The 14,692-nt window shown below is 74.4% G+C and carries 15 protein-coding genes; 3 read left to right on the forward strand and 12 right to left on the reverse strand.

Annotated elements, in window-relative coordinates; all coding sequences use genetic code 11:
- Window positions 1-52 precede the first annotated feature (52 nt).
- From ACI79V_RS01390 to ACI79V_RS01405, 4 genes are all read right to left on the reverse strand, one after another.
- Window positions 53-1,588: an AMP-binding protein gene (locus tag ACI79V_RS01390; RefSeq protein WP_456886137.1), complete on the reverse strand. Its 1,536-nt coding sequence runs from the start codon at window positions 1,586-1,588 to the stop codon at window positions 53-55.
- Between the two features lie 183 nt (window positions 1,589-1,771).
- Window positions 1,772-2,203 carry a DUF1772 domain-containing protein gene (locus ACI79V_RS01395; protein ID WP_456886138.1) on the reverse strand — a complete coding sequence of 144 codons (432 nt, stop codon included), beginning with the start codon at window positions 2,201-2,203 and terminating at the stop codon, window positions 1,772-1,774.
- Complete coding sequence (locus ACI79V_RS01400; protein WP_456886140.1) at window positions 2,200-2,511, reverse strand: hypothetical protein; 312 nt, start codon at window positions 2,509-2,511, stop codon at window positions 2,200-2,202. Before ACI79V_RS01400 ends, ACI79V_RS01395 begins: the two co-directional genes overlap by 4 nt.
- The gene (locus tag ACI79V_RS01405) at window positions 2,508-3,266 is read right to left on the reverse strand and encodes an SIR2 family NAD-dependent protein deacylase (protein WP_456886142.1); all 759 of its coding nucleotides are present in this window, start codon (window positions 3,264-3,266) and stop codon (window positions 2,508-2,510) included. The genes ACI79V_RS01400 and ACI79V_RS01405 overlap by 4 nt, the downstream gene beginning before the upstream one ends.
- A 184-nt stretch (window positions 3,267-3,450) precedes the next feature.
- On the opposite strand from ACI79V_RS01405, the gene ACI79V_RS01410 reads away from it, so the two are divergent.
- Genes ACI79V_RS01410 through ACI79V_RS01420 form a run of 3 tightly spaced genes read left to right on the forward strand, consistent with a single transcriptional unit; the run spans window position 3,451 to window position 7,738 of the window.
- A complete protein-coding gene (locus tag ACI79V_RS01410) occupies window positions 3,451-6,285 on the forward strand; it encodes an aconitate hydratase (protein WP_456886144.1) in 2,835 nt (944 codons plus the stop codon).
- Window positions 6,285-7,040 carry an SDR family oxidoreductase gene (locus ACI79V_RS01415; RefSeq protein WP_456886146.1) on the forward strand — a complete coding sequence of 252 codons (756 nt, stop codon included), beginning with the start codon at window positions 6,285-6,287 and terminating at the stop codon, window positions 7,038-7,040. The genes ACI79V_RS01410 and ACI79V_RS01415 overlap by 1 nt, the downstream gene beginning before the upstream one ends.
- Window positions 7,037-7,738: a sirohydrochlorin chelatase gene (locus tag ACI79V_RS01420; protein ID WP_456886148.1), complete on the forward strand. Its 702-nt coding sequence runs from the start codon at window positions 7,037-7,039 to the stop codon at window positions 7,736-7,738. The genes ACI79V_RS01415 and ACI79V_RS01420 overlap by 4 nt, the downstream gene beginning before the upstream one ends.
- An 18-nt stretch (window positions 7,739-7,756) precedes the next feature.
- Here the strand turns inward: ACI79V_RS01420 and ACI79V_RS01425 are convergent, their stop codons facing one another.
- The 8 genes from ACI79V_RS01425 to ACI79V_RS01460 all read right to left on the reverse strand — a co-directional run bounded on the left by ACI79V_RS01425 (window position 7,757) and on the right by ACI79V_RS01460 (window position 14,573).
- Complete coding sequence (locus ACI79V_RS01425) at window positions 7,757-8,035, reverse strand: hypothetical protein (protein WP_456886150.1); 279 nt, start codon at window positions 8,033-8,035, stop codon at window positions 7,757-7,759.
- A gap of 29 nt (window positions 8,036-8,064) precedes the next feature.
- Window positions 8,065-8,889 carry a sulfurtransferase gene (locus ACI79V_RS01430; protein WP_456886152.1) on the reverse strand — a complete coding sequence of 275 codons (825 nt, stop codon included), beginning with the start codon at window positions 8,887-8,889 and terminating at the stop codon, window positions 8,065-8,067.
- Window positions 8,886-9,353 carry an SgcJ/EcaC family oxidoreductase gene (locus ACI79V_RS01435; RefSeq protein ID WP_456886154.1) on the reverse strand — a complete coding sequence of 156 codons (468 nt, stop codon included), beginning with the start codon at window positions 9,351-9,353 and terminating at the stop codon, window positions 8,886-8,888. Before ACI79V_RS01435 ends, ACI79V_RS01430 begins: the two co-directional genes overlap by 4 nt.
- A 43-nt stretch (window positions 9,354-9,396) precedes the next feature.
- A complete protein-coding gene (locus tag ACI79V_RS01440) occupies window positions 9,397-11,289 on the reverse strand; it encodes an ABC transporter ATP-binding protein (protein WP_456886156.1) in 1,893 nt (630 codons plus the stop codon).
- Between the two features lie 76 nt (window positions 11,290-11,365).
- Window positions 11,366-12,139 carry an enoyl-CoA hydratase/isomerase family protein gene (locus tag ACI79V_RS01445; protein ID WP_456886158.1) on the reverse strand — a complete coding sequence of 258 codons (774 nt, stop codon included), beginning with the start codon at window positions 12,137-12,139 and terminating at the stop codon, window positions 11,366-11,368.
- The gene (locus ACI79V_RS01450; RefSeq protein WP_456874187.1) at window positions 12,136-12,366 is read right to left on the reverse strand and encodes a helix-turn-helix domain-containing protein; all 231 of its coding nucleotides are present in this window, start codon (window positions 12,364-12,366) and stop codon (window positions 12,136-12,138) included. Before ACI79V_RS01450 ends, ACI79V_RS01445 begins: the two co-directional genes overlap by 4 nt.
- A gap of 172 nt (window positions 12,367-12,538) precedes the next feature.
- Window positions 12,539-12,922, reverse strand: coding sequence for an MmcQ/YjbR family DNA-binding protein (locus ACI79V_RS01455; RefSeq protein ID WP_456886160.1), 384 nt, complete (start codon window positions 12,920-12,922; stop codon window positions 12,539-12,541).
- Between the two features lie 49 nt (window positions 12,923-12,971).
- The gene (locus ACI79V_RS01460; protein ID WP_456874189.1) at window positions 12,972-14,573 is read right to left on the reverse strand and encodes an ABC-F family ATP-binding cassette domain-containing protein; all 1,602 of its coding nucleotides are present in this window, start codon (window positions 14,571-14,573) and stop codon (window positions 12,972-12,974) included.
- Between the last annotated feature and the right edge of the window lie 119 nt (window positions 14,574-14,692).

Below are 14,692 nucleotides of genomic sequence, written 5' to 3' on the forward strand. Positions count from 1 at the left end.
CTCCCCCCGAAGGGTGGGGTCGGGCCCCTCCCGGCCGGGAGGGGCGGCGGGTTCAGTTCACCTGACGTTCGCTCGACTGCCAGAAGGGCTCGCGCAGCTTGAACTTCTGGATCTTGCCGGTGGCCGTGCGGGCCAGCGCGTCGCGGAACTCCACTCGCTTGGGCGTCTTGTACCCGGCCAGCCGCGAGCGGCAGTGGGCGATGATCTCCTCCGCGGTGACGGTCTCCCCCTCGGTCACGACGACGATCGCGGTCACCAGCTCGCCCCACTTGTCGTCGGGGATGCCGATCACGGCGACCTCGGCGACGGCGGGGTGGCTGAACACGGCGTCCTCCACCTCGATGGAGGAGACGTTCTCGCCGCCGGTGATGATCACGTCCTTCTTGCGGTCGGAGATGGTCAGGTAGCCGCCGTCGTCGATGCTGCCGCCGTCGCCGGTGTGGAACCAGCCGCCCTCGAGCGCCTCGGCGGAGGCGTCGGGGTTGTCCCAGTAGCCGGCCAGCACGGTGTTGCCCTGGGCGAGCACCTCGCCGGACTCGCTGACCCGTAGCCGGGTGCCCAGCGCCGGGACGCCGGCCCGTGACAGCCGCTTGGCGCGCTCCTCGGGGTCGAGGTCGTCGAACTCCGCGCGCGGCCGGTTGATGGTCAGCAGCGGGGCGGTCTCGGTGAGGCCGTAGATCTGGTTGAACTCCCAGCCGAGCTCGGCCTCGACGCGGGCGACGGTGCGCGAGGGCGGCGGCGCACCGGCGACGACGATCCGCACCCGGTCGCGGCCGGGCACCTCTCCGTCCCACTCGGCTGCGGCGTCGAGGACGGCGTTCCAGACGGCGGGCGCGCCGGACATCATCGTGACGCCGTGCTGCTCGACGCGGCGCAGGATCTCCGCGCCGTCGACCTTGCGCAGCACCACCTGGCGGGCGCCGACGCCGGCCATCGTGTACGGCAGCCCCCAGCCGTTGCAGTGGAACATCGGGAGCGTGTGCAGGTAGACGTCGCGGTCGCTGACCTGCATGTGCATGCCGAAGGTGACCGCGTTGACCCAGATGTTGCGGTGGGTCATCTGCACGCCCTTGGGCCGCGCGGTGGTGCCGCTGGTGTAGTTGATGGTGGCGGTGGCGTCCTCGTCGGGCTCGCCCCACGGCCGGGGCTCGGCGCCGAAGGCCAGCAGCTGCTCGTACTCCTCGCCGGTGCCGAACCGGTGCTCGGCCTGCACGCCCTTGAGCGAGGTCTCCAGCTCCGGGTCGACCAGCAGCACGCGCGCGCCGCAGTGCCCGACGATGTAGGAGACCTCCTCCGGGTTGAGCCGGAAGTTGATCGGCACCGCCACCCGGCCCGACGACGGGACGGCCAGCAGCACCTCCAGCAGCCGGGCGGCGTTGTGGCTGACGATCGCCACCCGCTCGCCCTCCTCCACGCCGAGCGCGTCGAGACCGGCCTGGAGCGCGCGGCCGCGGCGGGCGAACTCGCGCCAGGTCACCTCGCCCAGCGACGGCGCGGGCTGGCTCGGCTCGTCGACGACGCCGACGCGGTCGCCGTAGACCAGTTCGGCGCGGTCGAGGAAGTCGCGGGTGGTGAGGGGCACGCGCATGCGATCTCCCGGGGAGCCAGGGCCGACCGCGGGCCGGTCAGCCGCTCGACGTGGTCGCCGTCACGCTAGCCGCCTCCGCGACGATCAGGTGACCTGATCGTGCAGCGTCCTCCCGCACGGTGGGCGGTGAGGGAGGACGCGCTGCGGTGAGGGAGGACCCGCTGCGGTGCGGGAGGACGAGGGTCAGCCGTCCGTGGCCAGCACCGCCCACGCGGCGGCGACCGTGCCGGCCGTCGCCGCGACCACCCGGACGGTGTCGGCGTGGCAGAGCCGGCGGTGCACTCCGGCGTCCCACCCGGCGGCCAGCTGCCGGTGCAGCGGGACGGCGACCAGCGCCGTCACCGCGAGCACCAGCGCGAGGCAGCCGCCGCTCGCGAGCACCGGCAGCAGCGGCGTCCCGGCCGGTCGGGCGGCCAGCAGCCACAGCGTGGTGACGGCCTGGCCGGCGAACAGCGGCCCGACGACCCACGCGATCAGCCGCTGGTGCGCCCGCTCGTACGCGGGGAACGCCTCCGGCGGCACCCGCGCGAACTGCGGGTAGACCAGCGCGCGCACGGTCCACTGGAAGCCGGCGTAGGCCGCCGTCAGCGCGAGGTGGACGACGAGGAGGGTCACCGCTTCGGCGGCTTGCCGCGCCAGGCCACGCTCTGCGCGTCGAGCTCGCGCAGCAGCGGGTCGCCCTCCGTGAGCACCCGCTCGGCCAGCGCGACGGCGCCGGCGAGCTGCTCGTCGGACAGCTGCGCGAACGCGGGCGACCGGCGACTGTCGAGCACGTCGTACCAGCGCCCCGCCACGGCGTGGTCGAGCACGATGCGGCCGAAGCAGTGGTCGTTCCTGACGACCCAGCGGCCCTCGCGGGCCCGCCGCGGCAGCTCGCGCAGCACGAGCTCGCGGTAGCGGGCCTCGAGCTCCGCGCGGGTCACGCCGTCCCCAGCAACCGCGGCAGCGCCGTCGATATGGGCTCGCGGACGACGAGGTCGGCCAGCCCGTCGTAGGGGGTGGGCTCGGCGTTGACGATGACGACGCGGGCCCCGTGCGCCGCGGCGACCTCCACCAGCCCGGCGACCGGGTACACCACCAGCGAGGTGCCGACGGCGAGGAAGACGTCGCAGTCGGCGGCCGCCTGCACCGCGGCGTCGAGGACCCGCTGGTCGAGGGCCTGCCCGAAGCTGACCGTCGCCGACTTGAGGATGCCGCCGCAGACCAGGCACGCGGGGTCGGGCTCGCCGGCGTCGAGCCGGGCCAGGGCGTCGTCCATCGACGTGCGGTCGCCGCAGGACAGGCACTCGACGGCGTGCACCGTGCCGTGCAGCTCGAGGACCCGGTCCGGTGCGGAGCCCGCCGCCTGGTGCAGCCCGTCGACGTTCTGGGTGAGCAGCGCGCGCAGCCGGCCCCGGCGGCCGAGGTCGGCCAGCGCGCGGTGCCCGGCGTTCGGGGCGACGTCGGCGGCGCGCATCCCCGCCCGCATGCGCCACGCCTTGCGCCGGATCCTGGGGTCGGAGACGTAGTAGGACAGCGTCACCAGCTTCTCGGCGTCGGGGTCGCGGGTCCACACGCCCTGCGGCCCGCGGTAGTCGGGGATGCCGCTGTCGGTGGAGACGCCCGCACCGGTCAGCACCGTGATCCGGCGGGCGCCGGCCAGCCAGTCCGGGAGCGGGTCGGGCACGGCGCCGGTCACGCCGTCCACCGTAGGTCCGTCCTCTCCTCGTGCGCGTCCGCGGAAGTGCACGGGCCACGGGCGTCGTGCGACGCAGCTCACCGGGGAAGGGAAGGGTCGCCTGGCCAGCGGCTCGCCGGGCCGGGCTGGGATGATGGAGGGTGGCATTCAAGCCCGATGGACACGCGAGGGTGAGGCGCAAGCAGTGGCAGCCAGCAAGGACAGCTTCGGGGCCCGGTCGACGCTCAGCGTCGACGGCACCGACTACGACATCTACCGGCTCGACGCGGTCGAGGGCGCAGACCGGCTCCCCTTCAGCCTGAAGGTCCTGCTCGAGAACCTGCTGCGCACCGAGGACGGCGCGGACATCACCGCCGACCACATCCGGGCGCTGGCGAACTGGGACCCCTCGGCCGAGCCCGACCAGGAGATCCAGTTCACCCCGGCCCGTGTGGTCATGCAGGACTTCACCGGCGTCCCCTGCATCGTCGACCTCGCCACCATGCGCGAGGCCATGGCGGAGCTCGGCGGCGACCCGAACAAGATCAACCCGCTGGCGCCGGCCGAGCTGGTCATCGACCACTCGGTCATCGCCGACGTCTTCGGCACCCCGGACTCGTTCGAGCGCAACGTCGAGATCGAGTACCAGCGCAACGGCGAGCGCTACCAGTTCCTGCGCTGGGGCCAGGGCGCCTTCGACGACTTCAAGGTCGTCCCCCCGGGCATGGGCATCGTCCACCAGGTCAACATCGAGCACCTGGCCCGCGTGGTGTTCCCGCGCCAGGAGGGCGACCGCGTCGTCGCCTACCCCGACACCTGCGTGGGTACCGACTCGCACACCACGATGGTCAACGGCCTGGGCGTGCTCGGCTGGGGCGTCGGCGGCATCGAGGCCGAGGCCGCGATGCTCGGCCAGCCGGTGTCGATGCTCATCCCGCGCGTGGTCGGCTTCAAGCTGACCGGTGAGCTGCCCGAGGGCTCCACCGCCACCGACCTGGTCCTCACGATCACCGAGATGCTGCGCCAGCACGGCGTCGTCGGGAAGTTCGTCGAGTTCTACGGCGAGGGCGTCTCCGCGGTCCCGCTGGCCAACCGCGCCACGATCGGCAACATGAGCCCGGAGTTCGGCTCGACCGCGGCGATGTTCCCCATCGACGAGGAGACCATCACCTACCTGGAGCTGACCGGACGCCCGGCCGCGCAGGTGGCGCTGGTCGAGGCCTACGCCAAGGAGCAGGGCCTGTGGCACGACCCGTCGCGTGAGCCCGCCTTCTCCGAGTACCTCGAGCTGGACCTGTCCACGGTCGTCCCCTCGATCGCCGGCCCGAAGCGGCCGCAGGACCGGGTCGCGCTCACCGACGCCAAGGCCTCCTTCCGCGAGGCGCTGCCGACCTACGCGCCGGTCGACGAGATGCAGCAGGACGACGACGACGCGCCCCGCGACGCCGGCTCCAGCGTCGACGAGTCGGTCGAGGAGACCTTCCCGGCCTCGGACCCGGCCAGCCCGTTCGCGCACGACAACGGCGACGCCGGCAAGCCGCACCACGTCGTCACCGGCCCGGTGGCCGACCGCGCCTCCAAGCCCACCCGCGTGGTGCTCGAGGACGGCACGGAGACCTTCGTCGACCACGGCCACGTCGTGATCGCCGCGATCACCTCCTGCACCAACACCTCCAACCCGCAGGTGATGCTCGGGGCGGCGCTGCTGGCGAAGAAGGCCGTCGAGGCGGGCCTGGAGACCAAGCCCTGGGTCAAGACCACGCTGGCGCCGGGCTCGAAGGTCGTCACCGACTACTACGAGAAGTCCGGCCTCACCCCGTACCTCGAGAAGCTCGGCTTCTTCCTGGTCGGCTACGGCTGCACCACCTGCATCGGCAACTCCGGCCCGCTGCCGGAGCCGGTGTCGGCCGCGGTCAACGAGGCCGACCTCGCCGTCGTCTCGGTGCTGTCGGGCAACCGCAACTTCGAGGGCCGGATCAACCCCGACGTCAAGATGAACTACCTGGCCAGCCCGCCGCTGGTCATCGCCTACGCGCTGGCCGGGTCGATGGACGTCGACATCACCACCGAGCCGCTGGGCAAGGGCAAGGACGGGCAGGACGTGTACCTGCGCGACATCTGGCCCTCGCCGGCCGAGGTGCAGCGGGTCATCGACGAGGCGGTCTCGGCCGAGCAGTTCGGCCGCAGCTACGAGGACGTCTTCGCCGGCACCGAGCAGTGGCAGAACCTGCCCACGCCCACCGGTGACACCTTCTCGTGGGACGCCGAGAGCACCTACGTCCGCAAGCCCCCGTACTTCGAGGGCATGCAGGACCAGCCGGCCCCGGTGCAGGACATCACCGGCGCGCGGACGCTGGCGGTGCTCGGCGACTCGGTGACCACCGACCACATCTCGCCGGCCGGCTCGATCAAGGCCGACAGCCCGGCGGGGCAGTACCTGCGCGAGCACGGCGTCGAGCGCCGCGACTTCAACTCCTACGGCTCCCGCCGCGGGAACCACGAGGTCATGATCCGCGGCACCTTCGCCAACATCCGGCTGCGCAACCAGCTGGTGCCCGGCACCGAGGGCGGCGTCACCAAGAACCACCTCACCGGCGAGACGACGAGCATCTACGAGGCCTCGCAGGCCTACCAGCAGGCCGGCGTCCCGCTGGTCGTGCTGGCCGGCAAGGAGTACGGCTCGGGCTCGTCGCGCGACTGGGCGGCCAAGGGGACGGCGCTGCTCGGCGTCAAGGCGGTCATCGCCGAGAGCTACGAGCGGATCCACCGCTCCAACCTCATCGGCATGGGCGTGCTGCCGCTGCAGTTCCCCGAGGGCCAGAACCGGGAGTCCCTCGGCCTGACCGGCGACGAGGAGTTCACCATCACCGGGATCACCGCCCTCAACGACGGCGAGACCCCGCGCACGGTGAAGGTGAAGGCGGGCGACGTGGAGTTCGACGCCCGCGTCCGCATCGACACCCCCGGCGAGGCGAACTACTACCGCAACGGCGGGATCATGCAGTACGTCCTGCGGTCGCTGCGCGGCTCGGCCGCCTGATGGACCTGGGCCTGGGCGGTCGCGGGTACCTGCTCACCGGCGCGAGCCGGGGACTGGGCCTCGCGACCGCCCGGGCCCTCGTCGCCGACGGGGCGCGCGTCCTCGTCAGCTCCCGGTCCGCGTCCTCGGTGGAGGCCGCCGTCGCCGAGCTGGGGGACGGCGCCTCCGGGGTCGCGGCCGACCTCGCCGACCCGGACGCCGCCGACCTGCTGGTCTCCCGCGCCCTCGAGGTGCTCGGTCGGGTCGACGGCGTCCTGGTGTCGGTGGGCGGGCCGGCGCAGGGCACCGTGCTGCAGACACCGGAGGACGCCTGGCGTGACGCCGTCGACAGCGTGCTGCTCGGCCCGCTGCGGCTGGTCCGGGCGTTGGAGCCGCACCTGGGCGAGGGCGCGGCGATCGGCTTCGTGCTGTCGACCTCGGCGCGCCAGCCGATCGGGCACCTGGCGATCTCCAACGGCCTGCGGCCGGGCCTGGCGATGACGGCCAAGGCGCTGGCCGACGAGCTCGGTCCCCGCGGGATCCGGGTGCTCGGGTTGATGCCCGGCACGATCGCCACCGACCGGATCACCGAGATCGAGGCCGCCTCCGGCGATCCCGAGCGCATCCGGGCGCAGACCGAGGCCGGCATCCCGCTTCGCCGGGTGGGCCGGCCCGAGGAGTTCGGCCGGGTGGCCGCCTTCCTGCTCTCCCCCGTCGCCTCCTACGTCACCGGCACCATGGTCGCCGTCGACGGCGGCGTGCTCCGCACCCCATGAGCTCCTGCCCGGTCCTCGTCGCCTGCGCCCACGGCACGCGCAACCCCACCGGGCGGCGGCTGGTCGCCGAGCTCGCGCTGGCCGCACGCCGGCTGCGCCCCGGGCTGACCACCACCGCGGCCTTCGTCGACGTGCAGCCGCCGACCGTCGTCGACGTCGTGGCCGGGCTCGCCGGATCCGGGCAGCCGGCCGTCGTCGTGCCGCTGCTGCTGTCGGGCGGCTACCACGTGCACGTCGACATCGCCGGCGCCGTCGCCGCGCACGACACCGCCGTCGCGGCCCGGCCGCTGGGTCCCGACCCCCGGCTGGCCGCGGTGCTGCTCGACCGGCTCGTCGAGGCCGGCGCCGACCCGGGCGACCCGCTGACCGCCGTGGTCCTCGCCGCCGCCGGGTCGAGCGACCCGCGGTCGGTGGCCGACGTGGAGGACACCGCCGACCTGCTGCAGCGCTCCTGGGCCGGGCCGGTGACCACCGGGTACGGCTCGGCCGCCCAGCCGCCGGTGGCCGACGCGGTCGCGGCCGCTCGCAGGGGTGGCGCCGAGCGGGTGGTCGTCACCTCCTACCTGCTGGCGCCCGGCCACTTCCACGGCAAGCTCGCCGAGGCCGGCGCCGACCTCGTCACCGCTCCCCTGCTGCCCGACGAGCGCATCGCCGCCGTCCTGCTCGACCGCTACGACGCCGCCCTCGACAGCCACTAGCGCGACAGAGGCACCTGGTCAGGCCTGCCAGCCGAGCACCCGCTCACCCACGACCAGCACCAGCACGAACACGGCCGCGGCGACCACGGGGACCACCGGCGTCCACCACGAGCGTCGGGCCGCCAGGCGGACCAGCCAGACGGCGAGCGCCAGCCACAGCAGCCAGAGCGGGACCAGGACGGCGCCGGGGACCACCAGACCGCCGGCGAGGTAGAACCACCCAACGGCCAGGTGGGCGAGCCCGGCGAGGGCGGCGACGACGAGCGGCCCCGTGGGGCGGGCGGTGACGGGCTGCACGGCGGCAGCATGCCAGCGCCGGCGGGTCCTCAGGCCGGATCCGGCCCCGTCGCCACCGGGCGGGACGGGTCGTTCGACCACTGCGACCACGAGCCCGGCCACAGCGCCGCCTCGATCCCGGCCTGCGCCAGCGCGGCCACCTCGTGCGCGGCGGTCACCCCCGACCCGCAGTAGACGCCGACCGTCGTCCCCGGGCGCACGCCCAGCGCGGCGAACCGGCCGGCCAGGTCGGTGCGGAACGTGCCGTCGGGCGCCAGGTTCCCCGTCGTCGGCGCGCTCACCGCACCGGGCACGTGGCCGGCCTGCGGGTCCACCGGCTCGACCTCGCCGCGGTAGCGCTCCGCCGCGCGGGCGTCGAGCAGCACCCCGCCGCCGGCCGGCAGCGCCGCGGCCTCGTCGGCGGTGAGCGTGGGCATCCCGCCCCCGGTCAGCGCCACGTCGCCGGGTTCCGGGACGACGTCGCCGGTCTCGAGCGCCCCGCCCGCGGCCACCCAGGCGTCCAGGCCGCCGTCGAGCAAGCGGACGTCGGCGAGCCCGCCCCAGCGCAGCAGCCACCAGGCCCGCGCGGCGGCCAGCCCGCCGGTGGCGTCGTAGGCGACCACCGCGTCGCCGGTGCGGATCCCCCACCGCCGGGCCGCGGCCTGCAGGTCCGCGACCGACGGCAGCGGGTGCCGGCCCTCCTCGGCCGACGGCGGCGCGGCCAGCTCGGTGTCGAGGTCGGCGAAGACCGCGCCCGGCAGGTGGCCGGCGAGGTACCGCTCGCGCCTGCGGTCGTCGCCGAGCGCCCAGCGGACGTCGAGCAGCACCGGCCGGGGCCCGGCGAGCAGGTCCGCGGCACGGACCAGCACGCTCACCGGGCGGTGGCCAGCAGCCCGCGCAGCTCCGCCGTCAGCGCGTCCCGGGCGTCGCGGCGGCCCAGCCACGCGGCCGGGGTCGCCTGGAACAGCGTCGTCTTCCACCGGCCGCCGCCCTCGTCGACCGCCACCAGCGTGTGGATGCTGTGCAGGCCCGGGTCCACGTCGTCCTCACCCGGCGGGATCATCCCGGCGTGCGCGTGCAGCACCGCCACGCCGTCGGCGATCGCGCGCACCGAGCGGACGATGCCGACGTAGGTGGCCGTGGGGTGGCTGCCGAACACCCGCCGCAGGTCCGACGCGATCGACAGCCGCCCGCTGACCGTGGTGCCGTCGTACCCGACCATGTCGCCGTCGTCGGCGAACACCGCGGCGACCGCCGCTCCGCTGCGCCGGTTCCACCCGTCGACGAAGGAGGTGTACAGCGAGCGGATCTGGGCGTCGTACGGGTGGGCGGACGTCACGGAGCTCCTCCTGGTGCAGCTGGGGCAGGAGGAACGCTAGTTGCTATGCCGCGTCGACCGTCCGACGCTCGCCGTCGGCGAACTGCGTCCGGTAGAGGTCGGCGTACCGCCCTCCGAGCGCCAGCAACTCCTCGTGAGTACCCGACTCCACGATGCGACCGTCGTCGACGACGAGGATCTGGTCGGCGCTGCGGATGGTGGACAGCCGGTGCGCGATCACCAGCGACGTCCGGCCGGCCAGCGCGGTGTCCAGCGCGTGCTGCACCGCCACCTCCGACTCGCTGTCGAGGTGCGCGGTCGCCTCGTCGAGGATGACGATCCCCGGCGCCTTCAGCAGCACCCGCGCGATGGCCAGGCGCTGCTTCTCCCCGCCGGAGAGCCGGTAGCCGCGGTCCCCGACCACCGTGTCCAGCTCGTCGGGCAGCGAGGCGACCAGGGCCGCGATCCGCGCGCCGGTCAGCGCCGACCACAGCTCCTCCTCGGTGGCGTCGGGCCGGGCGTAGCGGAGGTTGGCGCGGATGGTGTCGTGGAACAGGTGCGCGTCCTGGCTGACGACGCCGATCGCGTCGCGCAGGGAGGCCAGCGTGGCCCGCCGGACGTCGAGCCCGCCGACCCGCACCGTCCCGGCGGTCACGTCGTAGAGCCGCGGCACGAGGTTGACGACGGTGGACTTGCCCGCACCGGAGTGCCCGACGAGGGCCACCATCTGACCGGGCTCGACGCGGAACGACACGTCGTGCAGCACCGCCGTCGGCCCGCCGTGCTCGGGCAGCGACACGTCCTCCAGGGAGGCCAGCGAGACGTCGGAGGCGGCCGGGTAGCTGAAGGAGACCGCGTCGAACTCGATGGACCGGTCGTCGGCGGGCACGGGCACCGCGTCGGGCGCCTCGGCGATCATCGGCGGCAGGTCGAGCACCTCGAACACCCGGTCGAAGCTGACCATCGCGCTCATGACGTCGACCCGCACGTTGGACAGCGCGGTCAGCGGGCCGTAGAGCCGCGACAGCAGCAGGGCGAGCGCGACGACGTCGCCCGGCGAGAGCGACCCGGCGAAGGCCAGCCACCCGCCGAGGCCGTAGACCAGTGCGGTGGCCAGCGCGGCCACCAGCGTCAGCGCGGTGAAGAAGGTGCGGCCGTACATGGCCGACAGGACGCCGATGTCGCGGACCCGCGCCGCCCGGCCGCGGAAGCTCTCGGCCTCGGCGTCGGGGCGGCCGAACAGCTTGACCAGCAGCGCGCCGGCCACGTTGAACCGCTCGGTCATGGTCGCGTTCATCGACGCGTTGAGGCCGTAGGACTCCCGGGTGATCTCCTGCAGCCGGCGGCCGATGCGGCGGGCGGGCAGCACGAACAGCGGCACCATCACCAGCGACAGCAGGGTGATCTGCCACGACAGCGAGAACATGACGCCGGCGGTGAGCACCAGGCCGATGGCGTTGGAGACGACGCCGGACAGCGTCGAGGTGAACGCCTGCTGCGCCCCGACGACGTCGTTGTTGAGCCGGCTGACCAGCGCGCCGGTCTGCGTGCGGGTGAAGAACGCGACCGGCATCCGCTGCACGTGCTCGAACACCCGGGCGCGCAGGTCGTAGATCACGCCCTCGCCGATGCGCGCGGAGTACCAGCGCGTGGCCAGCGAGATGGCGGCGTCGACGACGGCGAGCCCGGCGATGAGCAGCGCGATCCGGACGACGCCGCCCGCGGTGCCGTCGAGGCGGGCGATGCGGTTGACGATGTCGCCGGCCAGCAGCGGGGTGAGCACCCCGATGACCGACGAGCCGATGACCAGCAGCAGGAACCAGGTCAGCTCCCGCCGGTAGGGGCGGGCGATGCCCAGGATGCGGCGCACCGTGCCCTCGGGCAGCTCCCGCGAGGTGACCGACGGGTCGCGGCGGAACGACCGCATGGCCGCCATGGAGGTCATGGGACCGCTCATGGCACGACCTCCTCCCGGCCGGACGGGGACCGGCCGCTGGTGGAACGGCGGCCGGTCCCCGTCTGTTCCGGTTCCCTCAGCCCCCGGCCAGCTCGGCGAGCCGGCGCGCCTGGGCGGCGCGCTCGGCGGCGTCCTGCGCCTGCGGGTCGTTGCGGACGGCCGAGCGGACCAGCGCCGCGGTCTCCCGGACCGCGCCGACCGGCGGGGCGGTGAGCGCGGCGACCAGCGTCGCGACCGCCCCCTCCAGCTCCGCCGCCGGGACGACGGCGTTGGCCAGCCCCCACGACAGCGCCTCGGCCGCGCCGACCGGCCGCCCGGTGACACACAATTCCAGCGCCCGCGCGTACCCGACCAGCTCGGCCAGCGTGCTGGTCCCCGTCAGGTCGGGCACCAGGCCGAGGGTCGCCTCCGGCAGCCGCAGCGACGCGTCCTCGGTGAGCACCCGCAGGTCGCAGGCCAGCGCCAGCTGCGCACCGGCACCGATGGCGTGCCCCTGCACCGCGGCCACCGAGACGATCCCCGGCGAGCGCAGCCACCGAAACCCGGCCTGGTAGGACCGGATGCGCTCCTGGGCCTGCTCGGCCGGCAGCGCGCCCAGCTGACCGAGCCCGCCGGGCGTCGACGGGTCGGCGCTGAACAGGCTGCGGTCCAGCCCGGCGGAGAACGAGCGGCCCGAGCCCCGCACGACGACGACGCGGACGTCGTCGTCGAGCGCGGCCCCCACCGCCGCCAGCGCCGCCCAGGTGGCCGGCGTCTGCGCGTTGAGCTGGTCGGGACGGTCGAGGGTGACGGTGAGGACCGCGCCGTCCCGGCTGGTGCGGACCCAGCCGTCGGTCTCGACCGCCGTCACGCGGTCTTCTTGCTGTTCCGGTTGGCACCGCCACGGCTGCGCAGCGTGGCACCGGACTCCGACAGGAGCCGGTGCACGAAGCCGTACGACCGGTTGGTGGAGCTGGCGAGCGAGCGGATGCTCTCCCCGCCGTCGTAGCGCTTCTTGAGCTCGTCCGCGAGGGACGTGCGGTCCCCGCCGGTGATCCGCTTGCCCTTGCCGAGGTCCGCCGTGCTCGAGTCGGCCATGACTCCCCTCCGTCGCCGCCGTCCGCGCCGGCCGGAGCCGGCGTGCCGGGTGCTCGTCCGCGTGGTGCCGACGTCCCCGTGACGGCGGCCTCCCCGACCGATGATCACCCAGACGGGCGACCTCGGCCAGGCGAGGCGGGATTCGGCAGGTGGGATGCGCGGCGGACCGCCGTCACCGGCCGCGCAGCTCCTCCCGCAGCCGGCGCGGGGCACGGCACCACCAGGCCTCGGTGATCGCCTCCTCCAGGTCCTCGACGGCGGCCCGCTCGACGTGCACGAGCACCATCGGGTGGAGTCCGTAGCCGGCGACGGTGAAGTAGACCCCGGGACGTGCCGCGACGAGGGCGTCGACCACGTCCGGGTCGGCGGTGCGCACCCCGAGCGCCGGGCCCTCGGGCGCGCGGTCCCCGAGCAGCTCCCGCTCGCCGCGGCGCAGCAGGCGCTCCCAGGCGAAGGCCCGCGCGCCCACCCGCCAGGACCGCGTGCGCCCCCTGTCGTCCTCGACGGCGCCGGGCAGGTCCAGGGCGATGCGCCGCACGTCGTCCCAGCTCGCCACCGGCCCTTCCTACCGGCCGGTCGGCCGCGCCGGTGCCGGTCGCGCCGCGCTACGCGAGCTCGACGAGGTCGGCGAGGTCCTCGCTCCAGGCGTCCTCGGTGCCGTCGGGCAGCAGGATGACCTTGTCGGGGTCCAGCGCGCGCACGGCGCCCTCGTCGTGGGTGACCAGCACGATGGCGCCGGTGTAGGTGCGCAGCGCGTCGAGGACCTGCTCGCGGCTGGCCGGGTCGAGGTTGTTGGTCGGCTCGTCGAGCAGCAGCACGTTGGCGCCGGAGACGACCAGCGTCGCCATGGCCAGCCGTGTCTTCTCCCCGCCCGACAGCGTCCCGGCGCGCTGGTCGGCGGCCTCGCCGGAGAAGAGGAAGGCGCCGAGGATCCGCCGCAGCTCGGTGTCGGTGCTCTGCGGGGCGGCCGCCCGCATGTTCTCCAGCAGCGAGCGGTCGTGGTCGAGGGTCTCGTGCTCCTGCGCGTAGTAGCCGATCCGCAGCCCGTGCCCGGGCCGGACCTCGCCGGTGTCGGGCACCTCGGCGCCGGCCAGCACGCGCAGCAGCGTCGTCTTGCCCGCCCCGTTCAGGCCGAGGACGACCACCCGCGCACCCCGGTCGACGGCGAGGTCGACGTCGGTGAACACCTCGAGTGAGCCGTAGCTCTTGCTCAGCCCCTCCGCGGTGAGCGGCGTCCGCCCGCAGGAGGCGGGCGTGGGGAACCGCAGGCGGGCCACGCGGTCCTGCTGGCGCACCGCCTCCAGGCCCGCGGCGAGCCGCTGCGCCCGCTTGTCCATGCTCTGCGCCGCCCGGGCCTTGGTCGCCTTGGCGCGCATCTTGTCCGCCTGGGCGGTGAGCGCGTCGATCTTGCGCTCGGTGTTGGCCCGCTCCTGGCGGCGGCGCCGCTCGTCGGTCTCCCGCTGCTGCAGGTAGGCCTTCCAGCCCAGGTTGTAGACGTCGACCTCGGCGCGGTTGGCGTCGAGGTGCCACACCTTGTTGACGACGGCGTCGAGCAGCTCGACGTCGTGGCTGATGACGACCAGGCCGCCCTTGTGCGCGGCGAGGAAGCCCTTCAGCCAGGTGATCGAGTCGGCGTCGAGGTGGTTGGTGGGCTCGTCGAGCAGCAGCGTCTCGGCGTCGGAGAACAGGATGCGGGCGAGCTCCACGCGCCGCCGCTGACCGCCGGACAGCGTGCGCAGCGGCTGGCCCATGACCCGGTCGGGCAGGCCGAGGGCGGTGCAGATGCGCGCGGCGTCGCTCTCGGCGGCGTACCCGCCGAGGGCGGCGAACCGGTCCTCGAGCCGGCCGTATCGACGCACCGCCCGGTCGCGCTCGGCGTCGTCGGCGGGCTCGGCCATGGCCACCTGCGCCTTGACCAGGTCGGCCTTGAGGACGTCGAGGCCGCGGCCGGACAGCACCCGGTCGGTGGCGCTGGTGTCGAGGTCGCCGCTGCGCGGGTCCTGCGGCAGGTAGCCGATCTCCCCGCTCACCTCGACCGTGCCGGCGTGCGGGAGGCGCTCGCCGGCGAGGGTGGTGAGGGTGGTCGTCTTGCCCGCGCCGTTGCGCCCGACCAGCCCGATGCGGTCACCGGCCTGCACGCGCAGGCTGACGTCGCTCAGGAGGATGCGGGCGCCGGCGCGCAGCTCCAGGCCGGTCGTCGAGATCACTGATCCCAGGGTAGGCGCATTCCCGCCGGAACCCGAACGGATTGCCGGGTGACGTCCACAGCAGCCGGCCGTGTCCACAGCCGGGGTGAGATCGGTTCCGCAGCCGCCCGCCGCGCGTC

This window comes from Geodermatophilus sp. SYSU D00700, from assembly GCF_054050255.1.